General features: G+C 51.3%; 9 protein-coding genes. All 9 read right to left on the bottom strand.

Translation table 11 applies throughout. From position 1 onward, the window contains the following. Positions 1 to 76 precede the first annotated feature (76 nt). The 9 genes from BP71_RS03850 to BP71_RS03810 all read right to left on the bottom strand — a co-directional run bounded on the left by BP71_RS03850 (position 77) and on the right by BP71_RS03810 (position 17,042). The gene (locus tag BP71_RS03850; RefSeq protein WP_496376792.1) at positions 77 to 1,831 is read right to left on the bottom strand and encodes a RagB/SusD family nutrient uptake outer membrane protein; all 1,755 of its coding nucleotides are present in this window, start codon (positions 1,829 to 1,831) and stop codon (positions 77 to 79) included. A 17-nt stretch (positions 1,832 to 1,848) separates the two neighbouring features. Beyond that, on the bottom strand, positions 1,849 to 5,124 hold the full coding sequence (locus BP71_RS03845; RefSeq protein WP_496376790.1) for a SusC/RagA family TonB-linked outer membrane protein: 3,276 nt from the start codon (positions 5,122 to 5,124) through the stop codon (positions 1,849 to 1,851). A 367-nt stretch (positions 5,125 to 5,491) separates the two neighbouring features. Further along, positions 5,492 to 7,132: a DUF5597 domain-containing protein gene (locus BP71_RS03840; protein ID WP_496376788.1), complete on the bottom strand. Its 1,641-nt coding sequence runs from the start codon at positions 7,130 to 7,132 to the stop codon at positions 5,492 to 5,494. Positions 7,133 to 7,457: 325 nt separating this feature from the next. Beyond that, entirely contained in the window at positions 7,458 to 8,918 is a 1,461-nt protein-coding gene (locus BP71_RS03835) for a RagB/SusD family nutrient uptake outer membrane protein (RefSeq protein ID WP_496376786.1), read from the bottom strand. 17 nt (positions 8,919 to 8,935) lie between these two features. Beyond that, positions 8,936 to 12,019 (bottom strand): SusC/RagA family TonB-linked outer membrane protein, encoded by a 3,084-nt coding sequence (locus BP71_RS03830; RefSeq protein ID WP_496376784.1) that lies wholly within the window; start codon positions 12,017 to 12,019, stop codon positions 8,936 to 8,938. Between the two features lie 64 nt (positions 12,020 to 12,083). Beyond that, positions 12,084 to 13,610, bottom strand: a complete 1,527-nt coding sequence (locus BP71_RS03825) for a PQQ-dependent sugar dehydrogenase (protein ID WP_496376782.1) — start codon at positions 13,608 to 13,610, stop codon at positions 12,084 to 12,086. Beyond that, positions 13,610 to 14,671 carry a dihydrodipicolinate synthase family protein gene (locus tag BP71_RS03820; protein ID WP_496376780.1) on the bottom strand — a complete coding sequence of 354 codons (1,062 nt, stop codon included), beginning with the start codon at positions 14,669 to 14,671 and terminating at the stop codon, positions 13,610 to 13,612. Before BP71_RS03820 ends, BP71_RS03825 begins: the two co-directional genes overlap by 1 nt. 119 nt (positions 14,672 to 14,790) lie before the next feature. Then, positions 14,791 to 15,807, bottom strand: a complete 1,017-nt coding sequence (locus BP71_RS03815; protein ID WP_496376778.1) for an NAD-dependent epimerase/dehydratase family protein — start codon at positions 15,805 to 15,807, stop codon at positions 14,791 to 14,793. Between the two features lie 2 nt (positions 15,808 to 15,809). Beyond that, positions 15,810 to 17,042, bottom strand: coding sequence for an Nramp family divalent metal transporter (locus BP71_RS03810; RefSeq protein WP_496376776.1), 1,233 nt, complete (start codon positions 17,040 to 17,042; stop codon positions 15,810 to 15,812). Positions 17,043 to 17,056 lie beyond the last annotated feature (14 nt).

Raw genomic sequence — 17,056 nt, 5'->3', positions numbered from 1 at the left:
AAAATCAGCCGGCGTCCCAGGATGCCGGCTGAGGTGTACTACGCTATGAGAATTTACTTAAATTAACTGCCGTTGATTATTGATACCCCGGATTCTGGGTCAAAGTAGGCTTACCATTTACAGTGCTGATGTCAATCTGGGTCTGCGGAATCGGATAGTACTCGTTTTTATTGGGGATAAACTTCATTCCGGTTACCTCGGAAACTTTCGTCACTTCATAGGCATAATAGGCATTCATGAAACGATCGGCCAATCCCCAGCGCACCAGGTCGAAAAAGCGATGGCCTTGCATGGCCAGTTCCAGTTTCCTTTCGAAATAAATGGCTTTCAGTGCCTGTTCTTTTCCACCTGCCTTAAAGTTGCCTTCCGGGTAAAGTTTGATGAGATAATTGGCCGCAGGTGTAGCGGAGAAGCCTAGCTCCGGTTTCGAATCGTCCTTGTATTTGTACACAAAACCTTTCGGGTTTGCAGCGCGTGTCCGGATGCGGTTCACGTACGTCTGTGCGACGTCAAGATTACCCAGCTGCGCCTCGGCCTCCGCGGCCAACAGGAGTATATCCGCAAAACTGATGACATTGTAATTGATCGCCGAGCCCGGCGCCCAGGCGGTGCCGTCGTAATACAAATTCTTCGTCGCATTCCAGTAGATATTTTTGAGATTCACATAAGGCCCGGTTGATACTGAATTCCGGATCCAGTTGTTGCCCGGCATAAGTCCCCAATCCTTAAATGGAATGCCGCGACGACCCGCTGTCCAGTCTACACGCGGATCCAGCGTACCGGCATCCGGCGTGAAGGGCTGACTCGACAAAATCCCGATATCCGCCTTAACTTCGTGTTTGTTGTAATCGTCCAGATAAGGCAGGCCGGTGCCCGGGTTGGTGCGGAAGGAATTGACCAGATCGATGGATGGCAGAAAGTTACCACAGCAACCAAACGGGCTGTTGATCGGAAAATTGAGCATGCTCCCCTGATTGGCTGTCGCTATCGTGCCATTACCTACATTGGCTGCCATATCTATCGAGAACAATGCTTCCGGACTTTCCAACTCCTTCTCCGGACGATGGTTGTCCTCGAATTCAGGGTTCAGGTCCACCTTCCTGCCCCGGCTCGTGACACCGCTGTTGATCACTTCATCAAACTCTTTTTTGGCGTTCGCATAATCCTTTTGATACAAATAAACCTTTCCCAGGTAGGCATGAGCCGCGGTTTTGTTGATACGGCCTGCCTCGGGCTGCGTCGCTGTCACATTTTCGACGGCATACCTGAAATCCTCCACGATTTTCGGCCAGACGTCCTTGTCATTCGGCTGTTTGAAGTCCGTCGTGCCCTCGTCGATCCACGGAACCATGTTGTACATACGTTTCAGTTCAAAATAGTAATGCCCGCGCAGGAACCTGGCCTGACCAACGATGTTTTTAAGCTCAGCATCACTTAAATCGGTGGTTTTGGCGGCCACACGCAGCACCGCATTGCACCGGCTTACCCCGGCATAACTCGCTTTCCAGCGCTCGTTCAGAAATTCATTGATCGGCTCGACGCTGGTCGAAAGCGGCATCGCATGTGATTCACCGCCGTAACCACTGCCGTAGATCGCATTATCCGGCCCCACCGCCCAGGCCGTGCCGCCATTGATGTTCAAACCATAGTTACCCTGTCCGTCCAATGCCGCATAGGCACCGATCAATAGCGAGTTCACGCCGTCTCTGGTCGCCAGTAAATCTTCGCCCAATGCGCCCTGAGGCGTATAATCCAGAAAATTTTCTTTGCAGGATTGCAGTGATAGGCTGGCCGCCAGGCAAGCCAGCAATATTGTTTTAAATGCTTTCATTTTCTCTCTGAAAAAAATTAGAAACTAACCTGAACTCCGCCAAGGAATTGACGATCATTGGGATACATCCCTTTATCTACCCCAAAACTCGTCGCCGAGCCGCCGATTTCGGGATCCAGCCCAATGTATTTGGTCAGTGTAAACACATTGGCCGCCTGCACGTAAAAGCGGAGGTTCGACACGTTGATCCTGGAAAGCAGCGAGGCCGGGAGATTATAGCCAAGCTGGATGTTTTTGAGCCGCAAGTAAGAGCCGTCCTCGACGTAATAGGAAGTCGGTGAACCGTTGGTAGCCGCAGTCATTTTGGTTTCCTGGATCGGCAGGGTCGCATTCATATTTTGCGGCGTCCACGAATCATACAATGCCCGCTTGCTTTTTGCCTGCACAAATGAGGCGTAAAAATCGGTGGTATACCGCAGCTGGTTCCAGATATCCCCACCCTGCACACCATAGAAGAATGCGCTGAGATCGAATTGTTTATACTTCAACCCAACGTTCAGACCGTAGTTGAAATCAGGATTAGGGTTTCCGAGGAAGGTCCGGTCGTCGGCGGTAACCATGCCGTCGCCATTGACATCCTTGAAACGGAAACGGCCCAATGCCTGGTCTGTTTGATACACGGCCTCCGGGTTACCAGTAACTTGCCTCACCTGCTCATTTGCCGCATCGAGTTCCTTTGTGGTATTCCAAAACCCGGCAACCTGGTAGCCATAAAACGATCCGATCGGGTGGCCTACTTCATTGCGCACATAGTTGATGCCGTTCAACGCGCGACCGGTGGAGAAGAAATAATTGGTGTTGTCGGTCACCCGGGTAACCTTGTTTTTATAGGAAGTAAATGTGGCGCCAAGGTCCAACCGCAGGTCGGTCGCAAGGTTTTTATGAAAATTAGCCGACAGATCGATGCCGCGGTTCGTCGTGCCCGCGATATTCACAAATGGTACAATACCCGGCCCTTGTGTTCCGGGAACTGCCGGATTGTAGAGCAGATCCTTGATATCCTTCCTGAAATAATCGATCGAAATATCGATCATCCCGCTCAGGAAACTAGCGTCGATACCGATGTTCGCGTTGGTATTCCGCTCCCATTTCGCATCCGGATTACCAATTTGGCCAACCTGAAAGCCTGGCTGGTTGGAATTGTTAGTCCGTCCAATGTCATAATAGGAAGCCGCCTTGTCCATTATGAATGTGTAATAGCCATTATTCGCATTGACATTCAACTGGTTACCCATTACGCCCCAGCTTCCGCGCACTTTCAGGTCAGTCAGCCATTTGAGGCCCTGCATAAAACCCTCCTCCGAAAGCCGCCAGCCTGCACTCACCGACGGGAACCAGCCATATTGATATCTGACGAATTTGGAAGAACCATCGCGACGCAATGTGCCGCTGAGTAGGTATTTGCCTTTAAATGCGTAATCAAACCGCCCGAATTGCGAGTTCAGCGATTCAAAGCTCCGGCCACTATAATTGCTTTGAATACCGGAACCCGTTGATAATGTGGTATAATCAGGGTCGAAGGTGTAATAATCCCGCGTGGTGCCACCCAGGTTTTCGTAATACGATTTATAAGCTTCATTCCCCAGTACCACCGTCAGGTCGTGCACCGAACCAATGGTTTTGCGGTAAGTCAACGTATTGGTCCAGGTCCACGCGTACCCGCCCGAAGAACCCTGCGAGAAAGCATTATACTTGGTATTCTCATTGTTTTCATAAGTCGGATACACAAAAGACCGCGAAGTGCCCGAGTACATTTCACCCCCGAAATTCGTCCTGAATGTGAGGTCTTTGAGCACATCCACTTCCGCAAACATATTTCCGAACAACCGGTTACCGAGGTTACGGTTGTCCTTCAAACGTTCCAACGTTCCCACCGGATTGTTCCCATTATAACCCGTCCCGAAAATGCCCGCATAATTGCCCATTATATCCCGTACCGGAAAGATCGGCGACATTTGAGAGGCTGTTTGAACAATGTTCAGGTCAGCCAGCTCAGTCTGCTGTGGGTTGCTGGTGATGGTGTAGGTCAGGTTTTCACCAATGCGAATGCGCTTGCTAACGTTGAAAAGCGTGTTTGCCCGGAGGTTGTAGCGTTTCAGATAAGTCGAAAGCATCGTGCCTTGCTGGTTGAGATAGTTGAGCGATATCATGTAGTTCCCTTTGTCCGTGCCGCCGCTGACGGAGAGGTTATGGCTCGTGTTGACAGCGGGTTTGAAAACTTCGTGGTACCAGTCGGTGCCCGCCTTTTTTGCCCGGATAATGCGGTAAAAGCGGTTGTAATCGTCGTCGGTTTTGTAGTTCGGATTGATGTAGTATTTGGAGGGGTCCGCCGCCGCGTCGCCTTCCTTCGCACCCAGCGGATAAATGTAATCCGGGATCACCGGTTCGGGACCCGAACCGTAAATGGGGTCGTTGATGGGTAAACCCGAATTTTTGTTCGCGATCCAGCGCAGCTGCGCTTCTTCCGTCGGGCTCAGCAGGTCCCAGACGTTGCCCGACTTCGGCACCTGCACGCCGTAGTAGGCATCGTATTGTACAGATACCTTGCCCGTCCCTTTCTTGGTAGTGATAATAATGACCCCGTTCGATGCCCTCGAACCGTAAATGGACGCGGCTCCGGCGTCTTTCAGCACCTGGATCGATGCAATGTCGTTGGGATTCAGATTGGTACTGTTTTGCGTCGGCACGCCGTCCACCACATACAGCGGCGTGTTATTGCCAAACGTATTGATGCCGCGGATCCGTACCTGTGGCTCGGCGCCCGGCTGCCCCGAAGAAATCACCGTCACGCCGGAAGCCTGGCCCTGTAACAGGCCGGATACCAGCCCATTCGGCTGTTTGGTGATATTCTTCACATCCACCACGGCCACCGCGCCGGTAATGTCCTTTTTCTTCTGGGTCGCGTAGGCGGTCACCACCACTTCGTTGAGAATTTTCGTGTCGGGCATCAGCCGTATATGGATCTCGGAGCGGTTGCCAACCGGAACTTCCTGCGAGAGGTAGCCGATAAACGAAAAGGTTAATGTACCTCTTTCCGGCACCGTAAGCTGGAAATTACCATCCGGGTCGGTCGTCGTACCGATGGACGTGCCTTTCAGGATGACGTTCACTCCAACCAGTGGTTCATTTTTATCCGACATAACCTTACCGCGTACCGTCGCATCCACCCGCATATGACGCATGTACGGCAAGTCACCGCCCACACCTTTCGCAATCCCTTCCGTCCAGCTCATTACAGCTGCCAAGGCAAGGGATAAGGCACATTTTCCTGGTGAGTAGTTTTTTAACTTCATAAATAACAGAAGGTTTAGGATCCTCCCGAAGTCGGGAAAACCGGTTTATGAAAATTGACTGGAATGTGCTGATTGTACAATGCCGAGATGAAACGTTTTTTTGAATTGTGTCAATCAAACACTTTGATGGTAAGATGAAAGAATATTTAACTATCTGTTGATAAAACAGTTAAAAAATTTCCGCAAACCTTTTCGCAATCCTTTGCAGAAACGGCTGTGCAAGTTGGGAAGGCCGGATTGAGTGCGTTCGTATGGAAATGTTAAAGAACTACGGAAGGAAAGAATATATAACTATTTCAATATGCGAATACGGCAAACCAATCGGCAAACAAAAATGCCAGGCTTAATAACCTGGCATTGAATGTCTTTACTGTTCAAAATTGGGTTTGGTGTTATACTGGTCGGATTGCAGCCCCCGCAACCTGACTTTCAGAATCACGCCCTCTGGCGTCAGCGTCGAATGGTACACCTCGTCGCCATTCCAGATCCTTCGTCGTTTCCATTCTCCATTCACAAATGTCCCTTCTTCCACATCAATCAGCTCCGACGCCGAAAAACCAGATCCTAATCGCGGACGAAACTGAAATTTGGTATCGAAACCCATCAGGTAGAATTCATCCGGTGCCGTTTCGGCTACGAGCACTCGGCCTGTCAGTTCATTGCCGGTTTTATAGGTAGGAAAGCCAAATGTCATGAGTAAATCATAATTGGAAAAATGCAGCAGCTTCTCTCCCAGCCCGTCTTCCTCTACGGCGGCTTTGAGTTTGCCGGTACCCTGCAAGCTGGTAATCAGCGGAATGGCCGGGGTTAGCAGCCTGTAATTCGCGGCAATTGCGGAGAATTTGTCGTCCAGCCTGGTCTTATCCCGCTTATCGTGCGGGTCTGCATGGAACGGATCGATGCCGTAGGGTGCTACCCCTATGGCATTGTAGTCACCTATCGCGTAGAAATGAAAGCGGGCGAAGAGCGTTCCCTTGCCGGTTTCGGGCACGAATAAGGCATTATCGGGCCGGGCGTACTTCTCGCACAAATCGCGGAACTGGACGTAGTTCCGATTGTAAATATCCACCGCCAGCAGGTCTATCGAAGGTGCGGCGGCCTTGTACACGTCGATCATATTGGACGTTGGTCCTCCGCTCGGATGCTCGCCCGCGCGCTCGAAACGGTTTTCACGCAGCCAGGCATTCACATAAACAGGAAGCGGGTACTGCTTTTTACCTTCCGCTGCCACATAATCAATATATTTCGCCATATGGTAAGCCGAAAATGCCTCAGCAGCATCCACGCCGAACACCTGCTGCCAGGTACCCGGTTTCTTTTTCAATGCCGAAACCAGTTTGGCGGGTACCTGCCCATTGAAGAGCTTCGTAGCTTCTGCCGAATAGTCACGGTCCGTTCCCAATGAACCTGGCTCGTTTTCCGCTTGCATCATAATGACCGTCCTGTACGATTCATCTATCTGCCGGATATGGGCCATTACCGCCGCGAAAGCTTTTGCATCTGCATTGCGGTTGTTTTCCGAAATCGTGGATTGGACCTGGATCGGTTGACCACCTGCATTCAGCATCCTTGGATAATCCCTGGTATTCTCTTTCATCCAGACCGGGATGTATTGCGAGCTGCCATTTTTAAAAGAGGCAAACCATAACAAAACCAACCGGATGTTCTCTCGGCGCGCATCGAGGATCAGCTTATCCAGATCAGTGAAGTCGTATTTACCCTTTTCCTTCTCCATGTTTTCCCAATAAATGGGTACTTCCAGCGTGTTGCAATGCAATTCTTTCAATTGCGGCCAGGTTTTGTCCAGGATATCCGGCCAGCCGCTCGAATTCCACATCTGCGCGCCCAGGATCAGGTAAGGCTTACCATCAACCCAGAATGCATGACGGCCATTTTTAGAAACGATGGCAGGAATCGCACGCCCGGACGGTTGCTGCGCCAAAACGTGAATGGAAGAAACAGCAATGCAAATACCGGCAAGCATGCCGGTGAAGTATCGAAGGACCATATTCGGGTTTGGAAAGTGAAAACTGAATATGATGCATTAAATAACGCACTGCAAACAAATGAGTTAAAAAATTTCCGCAATGGGTTCCGCAAAGGTTTGCGGGAATCTGGAAAGGTTGTGCAAGTTGGGATCTTCCGACCAGGAGGGGAATCTTGGCACATTCGGTGTTCGAGATCCGTACGTAGAAAAGCAACCTTTTATCAAGCAAACTCTAAAAGAAGACGGCGGTCGCATACCGCGATTTTGAAAGGGCTGAAAAAAAATTGCTCCACACCGCAACGGATGTGGAGCAACAGAATCTGAATGAATACGGAACCATGGATTGCTAATATCCCGCATTCTGTTTCAAACCGCCCGACAGGTCGATTTGCGCCTGCGGGATGGGGTACACCTTCATAAAATCCTTTGGTGCGAGGTCCACTATCACCGGCGATTTGGCGGCATAGTTGTAAAGGCGCTCCTCCTGTTTCATGACCGTCAGGTATTTGCCGGTACGAACGAGATCGAACCATCGCTCGTGCTCGTAGGCCAGTTCCAGCTGGCGCTCGTTCAGGATCAGGTCCATGAGATCGGTTGTTTCCGTTCCCTTATAATTGTGGGTAGCATTGCCAAACGCGCGTTCGCGGACTTTGTTCAACTGGGCCAATGCATTGGCCTTGTCGCCCATTTTGAACAGCGTTTCGGCATACAATAAAACAACATCCGCGTAACGAAGCACGGGAATATCCAGCCCCGAAGCGCCGTAGGAATGCTTCACCGCAAACTTGCTGACATACGGATACCAGATCGGCTCAGCTTTCGGGGTTGCGGGAGACGTCCACCATTCCTGCACGGTCGATGCTTTACGCTTGTCCCCGGTCTCGTATTTTTTCATGAGGCTCCAGGAAGGAAGCGACGTTTCTGCACCCCGGTCGGCAATACCGACCAGACCGCCATTGGGTGTGTAAGAAGTGGAAAGGCTCTGGCCGTTGGTTCCATCGACATACTTTACCGTGAACAGGGTCTCGTCATTGTCCTCCGACTCTACTTTCCATATCGAGGCAAAATCGCCGACGAGCTTATAATCCAACTCATTGATCACTTTTTCCAACTGAACTTTGGCATTCGCCCAATCCTGCCGGTATACATGAACTTTCCCCAACAAACCAAGAGCAGCGCCCTTGCTTGCGCGGCCGGTCGCGATGGATTTACGTACAGGGAGTTTGGCAGCTGCGTCGGTGAGGTCTTCGATGATCAGTGCATAGATCTCCGCTTCGGTTGCCTTTGGAAGCAGGGCTGCCTCCGGAATCGAAATCTGGCTCGTGACTTTGGGTACCCCTCCGAAAACGCGCACCAGATCGAAATAGAAGAGCGCACGCATGAATTTCGCTTCACCGATATACTGATCTTTCGCCCCGGCGGCATAGTTCGTGGGGTTATCGATGTTCAGAAGCACGGCGTTCGCCCGAAAGATGCCATTGTAAGTGGTGTTCCAGAATGCGGTGGTTAATGCATTGTCCGAATTCACGGTCAGAAAGTCGATGTCGTTGGAGCCTGCGATGGTGGTGTTCGCCGACATGTACAGATTGTCCGCAGGCACTTCCATAAGCAGGTAATCCGTTGGCTTGCGGGCTTGCAGGCTATTGTAAACGGCCAGCACAGCCTGGTTGATGTCGTTAGCGCTTTTATAAAAATTGGTAGGCGTGAGCACCGATTCCGGTGTCAGGTTCAGGAGCTTGTCTTCGCAGCTGGTCATGCCCAAAGCCAACAGCACCAGCGCTGTTTTGATATTTTTTGTGATTTTCATGTCCCGATGGTTAAGCATTAGAAATTGAAATTAAGACCCACCGTATAAACCCGGTTGATAGGCGTTGCACCATTGTTATAGCCCGGCTTACTGCCCGTTCCGGCAATCTCACCGCCCGTAAATCCTTCCGGATTGTAGCCGTGAAAGCTCTTTTTGGTAAACATGAATGGGTTTGCAAGCGACGCATATACGCGCAGGCCTGATAAATGAAGCTTCTGTGTCACTTCCGACGGCAGCGTGTAGCCCAGGTTGATATTCCGGACAGCGAGGAATGAAGCATCTTCAATATAGGCATCCGACGACGATTGGTAAGTCAATTTGCTGAGCGAGCTCGCCGGAACCATGCCATTGCCGGGCTCGGCTTCCGACCACCATTGTGTATCCACCAGCGAGCGGCGCATCGCTCCGAGCAATGCACCCTGATAATACTCGTTCTCGAAGTTGTACATCTTCGCACCCACGGAAGCCTGCATGGCAATGCTCAGGTCGAAACTTTTGTAGGCAAAATTATTGATCATACCAAAATACGCCTTAGGCTGGAAGTTGCCCAGGATCACTTTATCGGCAGAGGTGATCTGACCATCGCCATTTACATCCTGGTATTTTGGGTTACCCGGCAGCGAACCCGCGAGCACCGGAGAGTTCTTCACGTCTTCTGCGTTTTGAAGTACGCCAACGATCTTGTACCCGTAGTAAGAAAACATCGGCTGTCCGAGACGCAGGATCCACCCCATTCCGTAGGTATCGGTCGTGATGCGCTCCTGCACGCCGCCGAGATCCACCACTTTGTTGTTGTTCTTCGCCATGTTGAACGATGTCTCCCATTTGAATGCGCCGACGAGGTTTTTGGTGGTCAGTTCAATTTCAAAACCTTTGTTGCTTACGCTGCCCACGTTCGACAATGAGCTGGTAAAGCCGGTAATCGACGGGATCGCTACATTGTAAAGCAGTCCGCTGGTTCTTTTGTCGTAATAATCGAGTACCACATTGACTCGGTTTCGGAACAGGCCCAGTTCCAGACCGAAGTCGTAGCTCTTCGTTTTCTCCCAACTCAGGCTGCTGTTTCCGTAAGACACCTGAGTTTGTCCTTTGGTTAATGTGTTATTGGGCGAATAGTACACGTCACCGATTTGCCCAAGGTATTCGAAATCACCAATGTTGAAATTGCCCGTCGTACCATAGCTGGCACGCAGTTTCAGTTCGCTCACCGGACGGATATCCTTCATGAAATCCTCCTGAGAAATGCGCCAAGCTACCGAAGCCGACGGAAAGTAACCCCATTTGTTATCCGGTCCGAAACGCGAGCTGCCATCCGTACGGATCGATGCAGAAAGCAGGTATTTGTCTTTAAAGCCATAATTCACACGGCTGAAATACGAAATAAGCCCCCATTGCGACTTCGAAGAGGTGGTAGCAGAAGGATTGATGATCCCATTATTCAATGTATGGATAATGTCGTTGTTGAACGATCCGTTCACCGCGGCCATGGAGCTGCTGCTCGAATTGTATTTCTGGTACGAAGCACCTGCGATCGCGCTCACACTATGTATACCTTTAAAAGTATTAGTATAGCTCAAAACGTTCTCGTTAGCAATGCTGGTCGTTGAGCTCAATCCCTGCGAGCCCGAGTTTAGGCCGGTGCTGGTTGCCCAGGAAGCCTGGAAACGGTCGGTCTGGTTGGAGGCCAGGTTGGTACTGAGTGACGACCGGAACGAAAGTCCTTTCGCGAGGTTCAGGTTCACAAATGCCTCACCGAGGTTGTTGATCGTAGTTCCGTAATAGTAGCTTCCGTCGAGGGTAGCCATCGGATTAGTCTGGCCACTGACGACAGCGCCCCAATAGGACCGTGCATTCGGATAAGTCCCGTCGGGGTTCCGAACCGCCACGAAACTTGGAAATTTCACATAATTATTAATATCTGACGAGGCAAACCGGCGCTTGGCGTACGAAGGGTTCAGCATGAAACCCAGACTTACCACCGAATTCACGGTTACATCCACATTGGCCCGCACACCGTAGTTTTTATACCAGGTATTTTTCAGCGTGCCCTGTTCGTCTTTCAAAGTGCCGGATACGTAATACCGCACGTGGTCATTGCCGCCACCCACCGAGAGGTTATAGTTCTGAATAGTCGCTGCCTGCAACACCTCATCTTCCCAGATCACGTTGTTACCGTTTTTCAGCACATCGCTTACCTGGTAGGCATTGGGGCGACGGGCGTCGTTCCAGACCGGAATGCTGGTGTCGCCTCCGATCCATTTGTATTCGCGGTTCTGGTAACGGACGGCGTAGTCATGGTATTCCTGACCGGTGATCCAATCCTTGTGCCCCTTCGCTTTGGCTACACCTGCATAGGCATTGAAATTGAATTTCGCTTTACCGGATTTCCCTTTTTTGGTGGTTACGATAATCACCCCGCCCGCACCGCGTGAACCATAGATCGCAGCGGCGGATGCATCCTTCAACACCTCTATCGACTCAATATCGTTGGTACTGATGCTACCCAGGCTGCCACCCGGAAAACCATCGATCACCACCAGCGGATCGTTACCAGCGTCGATGGAACTCGCGCCGCGAATACGGATCAGCGGCGCGCTGCCCGGAGATGTATTGTTCTGCGTCACGTTCACACCCGCCAACCGTCCCGCCAGCACCGACTCGGGCCTTCCGACGGGGATTTGATCGAGTACAGTATTCTCTACCTTGGCGACAGACGCGGTCACAGAGCTTTTCTTGACAGTCCCGTAACCGACCACCACCAGTTCGTCGAGCACCGTATTGTCCTGTCGCAACACGACCCGGATCATCGTCTGATTTCCTACCGTCACTTCCACCTTTTTGTAACCGATAAATGAGAACGTAAGCACGTCACCAGCCGAAGCCTGGATCTGAAATTTACCGTCGGCATCGGTGCTTACGCCTTTGGTTGTGCCTTTGATGACCACGCTAACCCCCGGAAGCGTCGCGTTACCGATACTATCGACGACTGTTCCGGACACGTTGCCGACATCCTGGGCGCGCAGCCGGCCCATCATACACAAGGCCAGGACCAGCATCGTCGCCAGCAGCGGCCTTCTCAGGTAAAACTTCATTTGGATCATAGGAATTTGGGTTTAACTAAATAGATAATTGGTGACGTGCACGTGCCCGAACACGAAGAAAAAGTTATTTACTCCTCATTTTTGTAACATCCTGAACCAGTACCGGTTCCAGGTCCCGGTTGAAAAACTGTCGTACGTAAGTGCCGATCTCGGCAATGGATTCGTCCGGCAGGAAGCCCATTGCAGGCATGTGCTGGTCATACTCTTCGCCATTGACTTTGATTTTTCCGGACAATCCGCTGAGCATGATCTTCACCAGTTGCTCTTTTTCCTTCACCTGCTCAGTGCCGTGCAAGGTGGGAAAGGTACCGGCCACGCCGTTCCCGTCCGGCTTATGACAGGATGAACAATATTGTCTGTATAGCCTTGCCCCCTTCGATAGTTGCTCCTGAGTAGCTTCGGTTTGTTTCTTCTGCGCAAGCAGATCGGCCCGCGTACCACGGGTAATCCGGATGATCTTATCGTCGTCATTCCTGGGAAAACCGCTGCCCGGATTCCAGTCGCGATTGCTCGTGGACACGTAAATACTGCCATCCGGCGCCAGACAAACTGCCCTTAACCGCCCAAATGTGCCATCCAGCAAGATATTTTCACTGACGATGTCGGTGCCTTTTGCGTCTGTTTTCAGCACGCGGAGGTCGGCCTCCTTCAAAGTCGTCAGCAGTATCGCTCCTTTCCACTCCGGAAACATGTTCCCCTTGTACGCCGAGATGCCCGCGGGCGCTATGGTGGGTGTCCAGGCCTTCACAGGCTCCGCCACTTTCACTGAATCGCAGAATGCCTTTTCATGGGCCTGGTCGCAAAATCCTTCCACTTTTGGCCAGCCGTAGTTATATCCTTTCCGGATGATGTTGACCTCATCTTCCACGGCATCACCATGCTCGGAGCTGTACAGCAGCCCGTTTGCACCGTATGCAAGCCCCTGGATATTGCGGTGCCCCCACGACCACACCAAACTTCCTTTGATCGGGTTATCCGCCGGAACGCTCCCATCCAGGTTCATTCTCAACACTTTTCCGTTCAGTGAAGCAGTGTTCTGCGCATTGATAATGGTGATGGCGTCGCCGGTCGCGAACATCAGTTTCCGGTCCGGCGAAATCACGATCCGAGAACCGTTATGCCCGGTGTGCGCAGGAATTTCCAACATGGTAAGCGGATCAGTAAGCCGATTCTGGCGATAGGTGAAACGCACGAGTTTCGTCGTGATTGCCGAATCCTTCTTACAAGTATAATCGACAAAGACATAGGGATATTTGCTAAAATCCGGATGTAATGCCATTCCCAACAAACCCAGTGAACGATGCCGGTATACTTCATCGATTTTAACCAATTCGATTTTTTCCCCGGTTTTAGGATTAACCTTACTGATCGTCCCGCTCTGCTCTGTAAACCATATCCAGTTATCCGGCCCCCACACCAGTTCCCAGGGCACATTCAGGCCGGAAATCACTGTCGAGGTTCTGACGGGTACCTCCGCCGCGACAGTTTCGACCACCATTTTGTGTGAGACAACCCAATCCCCGGATACAGCAAAGCATGCCACCGAAACAGCTGAAATCCAGACCGATAATGAACGGAGCAGGTTCATCATCAGATCACATTCATTTCTTTTTCCAGAAACCGGGCCACAAATTCATCATCCACCAGATGCGGGTAAGCTCCGATCACACGCGTAATTTCCTCATACTGCCCCGGCGAAAGATTTTCATTGGGATTCAGCGTCCAGATCCCATCCATCAGCCCCTGGCGACGGAGTACTTCGTGTACCCCAGTAATGCAGCCGTGGAATGCATGGGCCGGGTCGAATATGGCTGCATTCATATCAGTTACCGCAATATTGGCGCTCAGCATAGCATCCACATTTTCATAACCGTTCGCCAGTGATCGTTTGATATCTGCCAATAATTCGACTGCCTTCTCTGTCCAGACTGCCCAATGGCCGAGTAAGCCGCCTACGAACCGTTTCTCCACCGATCTTCCGTTGATTTCAAAGCGATAAGGAGTCAGCAGATCCGCCACGATATTGTCGTCATTGCCTGTATAAAGGGCTACATCATCTCTCCGGCCCGAGTGTGCTACCGCCCGCACAACATCCAGGGTCTGGTAACGGTTGAATGCCGCCACTTTGATCGCGCATACATTCGGGATCTCCGCAAATTGCAGCCAAAAATCGTAGCTGTAAACCCGGCCGCCAATGGCAGCCTGCAGATAGAATCCGAAAACCGGGATAATCTCCGCGATTTTTTTCACATGCCCGATAATCTCCGATTCCGGCTGCGTCTGGAATGCCGCCATGCTCACCAACCCGAGGTCGTAACCATATTTTGCCGCGATTTCTGCCTCTTTCACTGCCTGGTCCGTCAATCCGCAAATGCCCGCAACTTTGATGAATGGCCTGTTCAATGCAGCCTTACTGATTTCGTCGGCAGTCATCGCCAGCACCGTTTCAAAGAGATTCACGTCCGGATCACGGATCTCAAACTGCGTGGTGTGTACCCCGATGGCGACCCCGCCGGCACCGCTAGCCATATAATAGCGCGTGAGGCCGCGCTGCTTTTGCTCGTCCAGGCGCAAATCCTGCGTCAGCGCAAGCGGATGCGCAGGAATAACCGTCCCGTCGAACAACAATTTTTTAACATCGTCCTTCAACATCTTTCTAAAAATTACATTGATCTAAAAATAAGCCCTTTCTCCCTTCTCCCCTTCTCCCTTCCTCCTTTTCCCCATTCCTCTTCTTCCCCATTCCTCTTCCTCCCATTATCCCTTCACTCCTAAAACTGCCCTTTACGCTCCTGGAAATGCGTAGGCTTGTTGATCGTCTTCCCTCCTTCGAGCAGCCATTTGGCCGTAATGCCGATCATCTCCTTCAACGTCGTGCGGGGATAACCAAACAATCGGAATGATTCGGCCGCATTGCTGAGCAGCGCTGTCGTTTGCTCCTCGCCGGTAAACTGAGGTTCGGTATTGAATATACGTCCAAACTCATGCGCCAGCCAGCGCAGCGAAACCGTTTCAGGACCGGTAATGTTCAGGATCTTCGAAGGTGACTCACAATGGAGCAGCGAACGGATCGCCATTTCATTGGCATCGCCCTGCCAGATCACATTCACATACCCCATCGTCACGTCGAGCGGCTTGCCATGCAACACCGATTTCGCAACTTCCAGCAATACGCCATACTTGAAATCAATGGCATAATTGAGTCTGTAAATGAGAAGCGGTGTTCCATAAATCCCCGAAAAATACTGGAACATACGCTCTCGGCCCAGGCATGATTGCCCATACTCCCCTATCGGATCTGCCCGCATTTCTTCTGTCGCTCCTCCCGAGCCCACCGGTGTGAAAGGGTACACATTGCCGGTTGAATACACTACGATACGTGATTTCCGGAATTTCTCCGCCACACGCCCCGGCAGGTAGGTGTTCATCGCCCAGGTGTAGGGTTCGTTGCTGGCCGTCCCAAACTTCTGCCCGGCCAGGTAGAGCACATTTTCCACCTCAGGAAGGTCCTGCAACTGGCTGTCTTCCAAAATATTGGCAACGATCGTTTCAATTCCCTCCGCATTCAGCTCCTCGGTAAGTCCCGGTTCACTGAAACGCGACACGGCGATCACGCGCTTATCCAGTCCCGCGCGCTCAATGGCCTGCATAGTCAGCCGCGCGATGCTGGGCCCGATCTTACCTCCGGCTCCGAGGATCATAATATCGCCCTCGATACTTTTCATGTCGTCGATCAGCGCCTGCGAAGGTTGCAGCAACTGTTCCTCTAAAAATTCGATACCGTTCATTTCTATTTAAAAAGCGGATTGTTGAAAAATAATTCTCTGATATTGACCAGGGCCAGGGCGAAGATGATCAGCAATCCCAGGCCTGCAAAGATCTTCACCAAAGGTGTGTTTACCTTTTTTCCCATTATACTACTATCGTTCGCAACGAGATACATGACCGTTCCGATGAACGGCACGACGAAAATGGTTACGCTCTGCGCGAATACGATCAGTTCCAGGGGAAGCTTGCCAAACCGGATCGCTACGAAAGCCCCGATCACCATCACCAGCGCCACGAGATAACGCACCGATCTGGAACTGAAATTACTCCCCATTCCCAAAGCATCACCCAGTAACGTACCACCGACCGATGCATTGCCAATCACAGAGGAAAAGGCTGCCCCGAACAGGCCTATCAGGAAAAAAGCGGACGCATTGCTCCCAAACAAAGGTTCAAGCGCTTTTGCCATATCCGAGGCTGATTTCACGGGTATACCTTTGGGTTTCAAAATCGCTGCGGCACAAACGATCACAATCAGACACATGACTCCCAACAAAATGATACCTGTCATGCTATCGTTGCGGCTCGTGCGAACCGCAGGATTGATACGGATGCGCTCCTGAATCAGGTAAGACTGATACAATGCACCGACGATCGAAAAACAGGACGCCGTAAAAGCAATAATCAGGCCGAGCGAGCCTTCGGGTACCTGTGGGGAAACCAGGCCCCGGGCGATCGCGCCAGCATCTGGCTTTGCCCAAAAAACAGTGGTAATGAACGATAACAACATGAGAACGATCAGGAAGATCATCGTTTTTTCCAACACCGAATAAAAGCTTCTGAAAAACAGAAGACAGATAGCCAACGCATTGAAAAACAGGATCCATGGAACCGGAGAAGTATGGAACAATTCCCCGGCAGCAATTCCTACGCCAACGGAATTCCCCGCCTGAAAGGACGAAGCAACAAGGAACACGCCGATTCCCATCGCCACAGCGGCCGCCTTACCCCATTTTTGACGAACCGTCGCCAGCAGCGATTGCTCTGTTGCCACCCCAATGCGCGTTGCCATTCCGGTGAAAATCGCCATAAAGAAAATTGCTACCGCTACCAGCCAAAGCAGCGAATAGCCATATAATGCTCCCATTTTAGAAGTAATGGTCATTTTACTGGGACCAAACACAAGCGCTGCGGTAATCATACCGGGGCCCAGCGACCCAAGCCATTTGAGGAGATTGTTTTGCGTGTTTTCCAATGTGTAGGGATTTA

Source organism: Dyadobacter ginsengisoli DSM 21015 (assembly GCF_059568735.1).
Note: the sequence above shows the minus strand (reverse complement) of the source record. Positions and strands in the feature narration are given on the sequence as shown.

Bases quoted from the DNA above. Each gene is read 5' to 3' on its own strand.
- BP71_RS03850 (WP_496376792.1), bottom strand. From the start codon at position 1,831: ATGAAAGCATTTAAAACAATATTGCTGGCTTGCCTGGCGGCCAGCCTA.
- BP71_RS03845 (WP_496376790.1), bottom strand. From the start codon at position 5,124: ATGAAGTTAAAAAACTACTCACCAGGAAAATGTGCCTTATCCCTTGCC.
- BP71_RS03840 (WP_496376788.1), bottom strand. From the start codon at position 7,132: ATGGTCCTTCGATACTTCACCGGCATGCTTGCCGGTATTTGCATTGCT.
- BP71_RS03835 (WP_496376786.1), bottom strand. From the start codon at position 8,918: ATGAAAATCACAAAAAATATCAAAACAGCGCTGGTGCTGTTGGCTTTG.
- BP71_RS03830 (WP_496376784.1), bottom strand. From the start codon at position 12,019: ATGATCCAAATGAAGTTTTACCTGAGAAGGCCGCTGCTGGCGACGATG.
- BP71_RS03825 (WP_496376782.1), bottom strand. From the start codon at position 13,610: ATGATGAACCTGCTCCGTTCATTATCGGTCTGGATTTCAGCTGTTTCG.
- BP71_RS03820 (WP_496376780.1), bottom strand. From the start codon at position 14,671: ATGTTGAAGGACGATGTTAAAAAATTGTTGTTCGACGGGACGGTTATT.
- BP71_RS03815 (WP_496376778.1), bottom strand. From the start codon at position 15,807: ATGAACGGTATCGAATTTTTAGAGGAACAGTTGCTGCAACCTTCGCAG.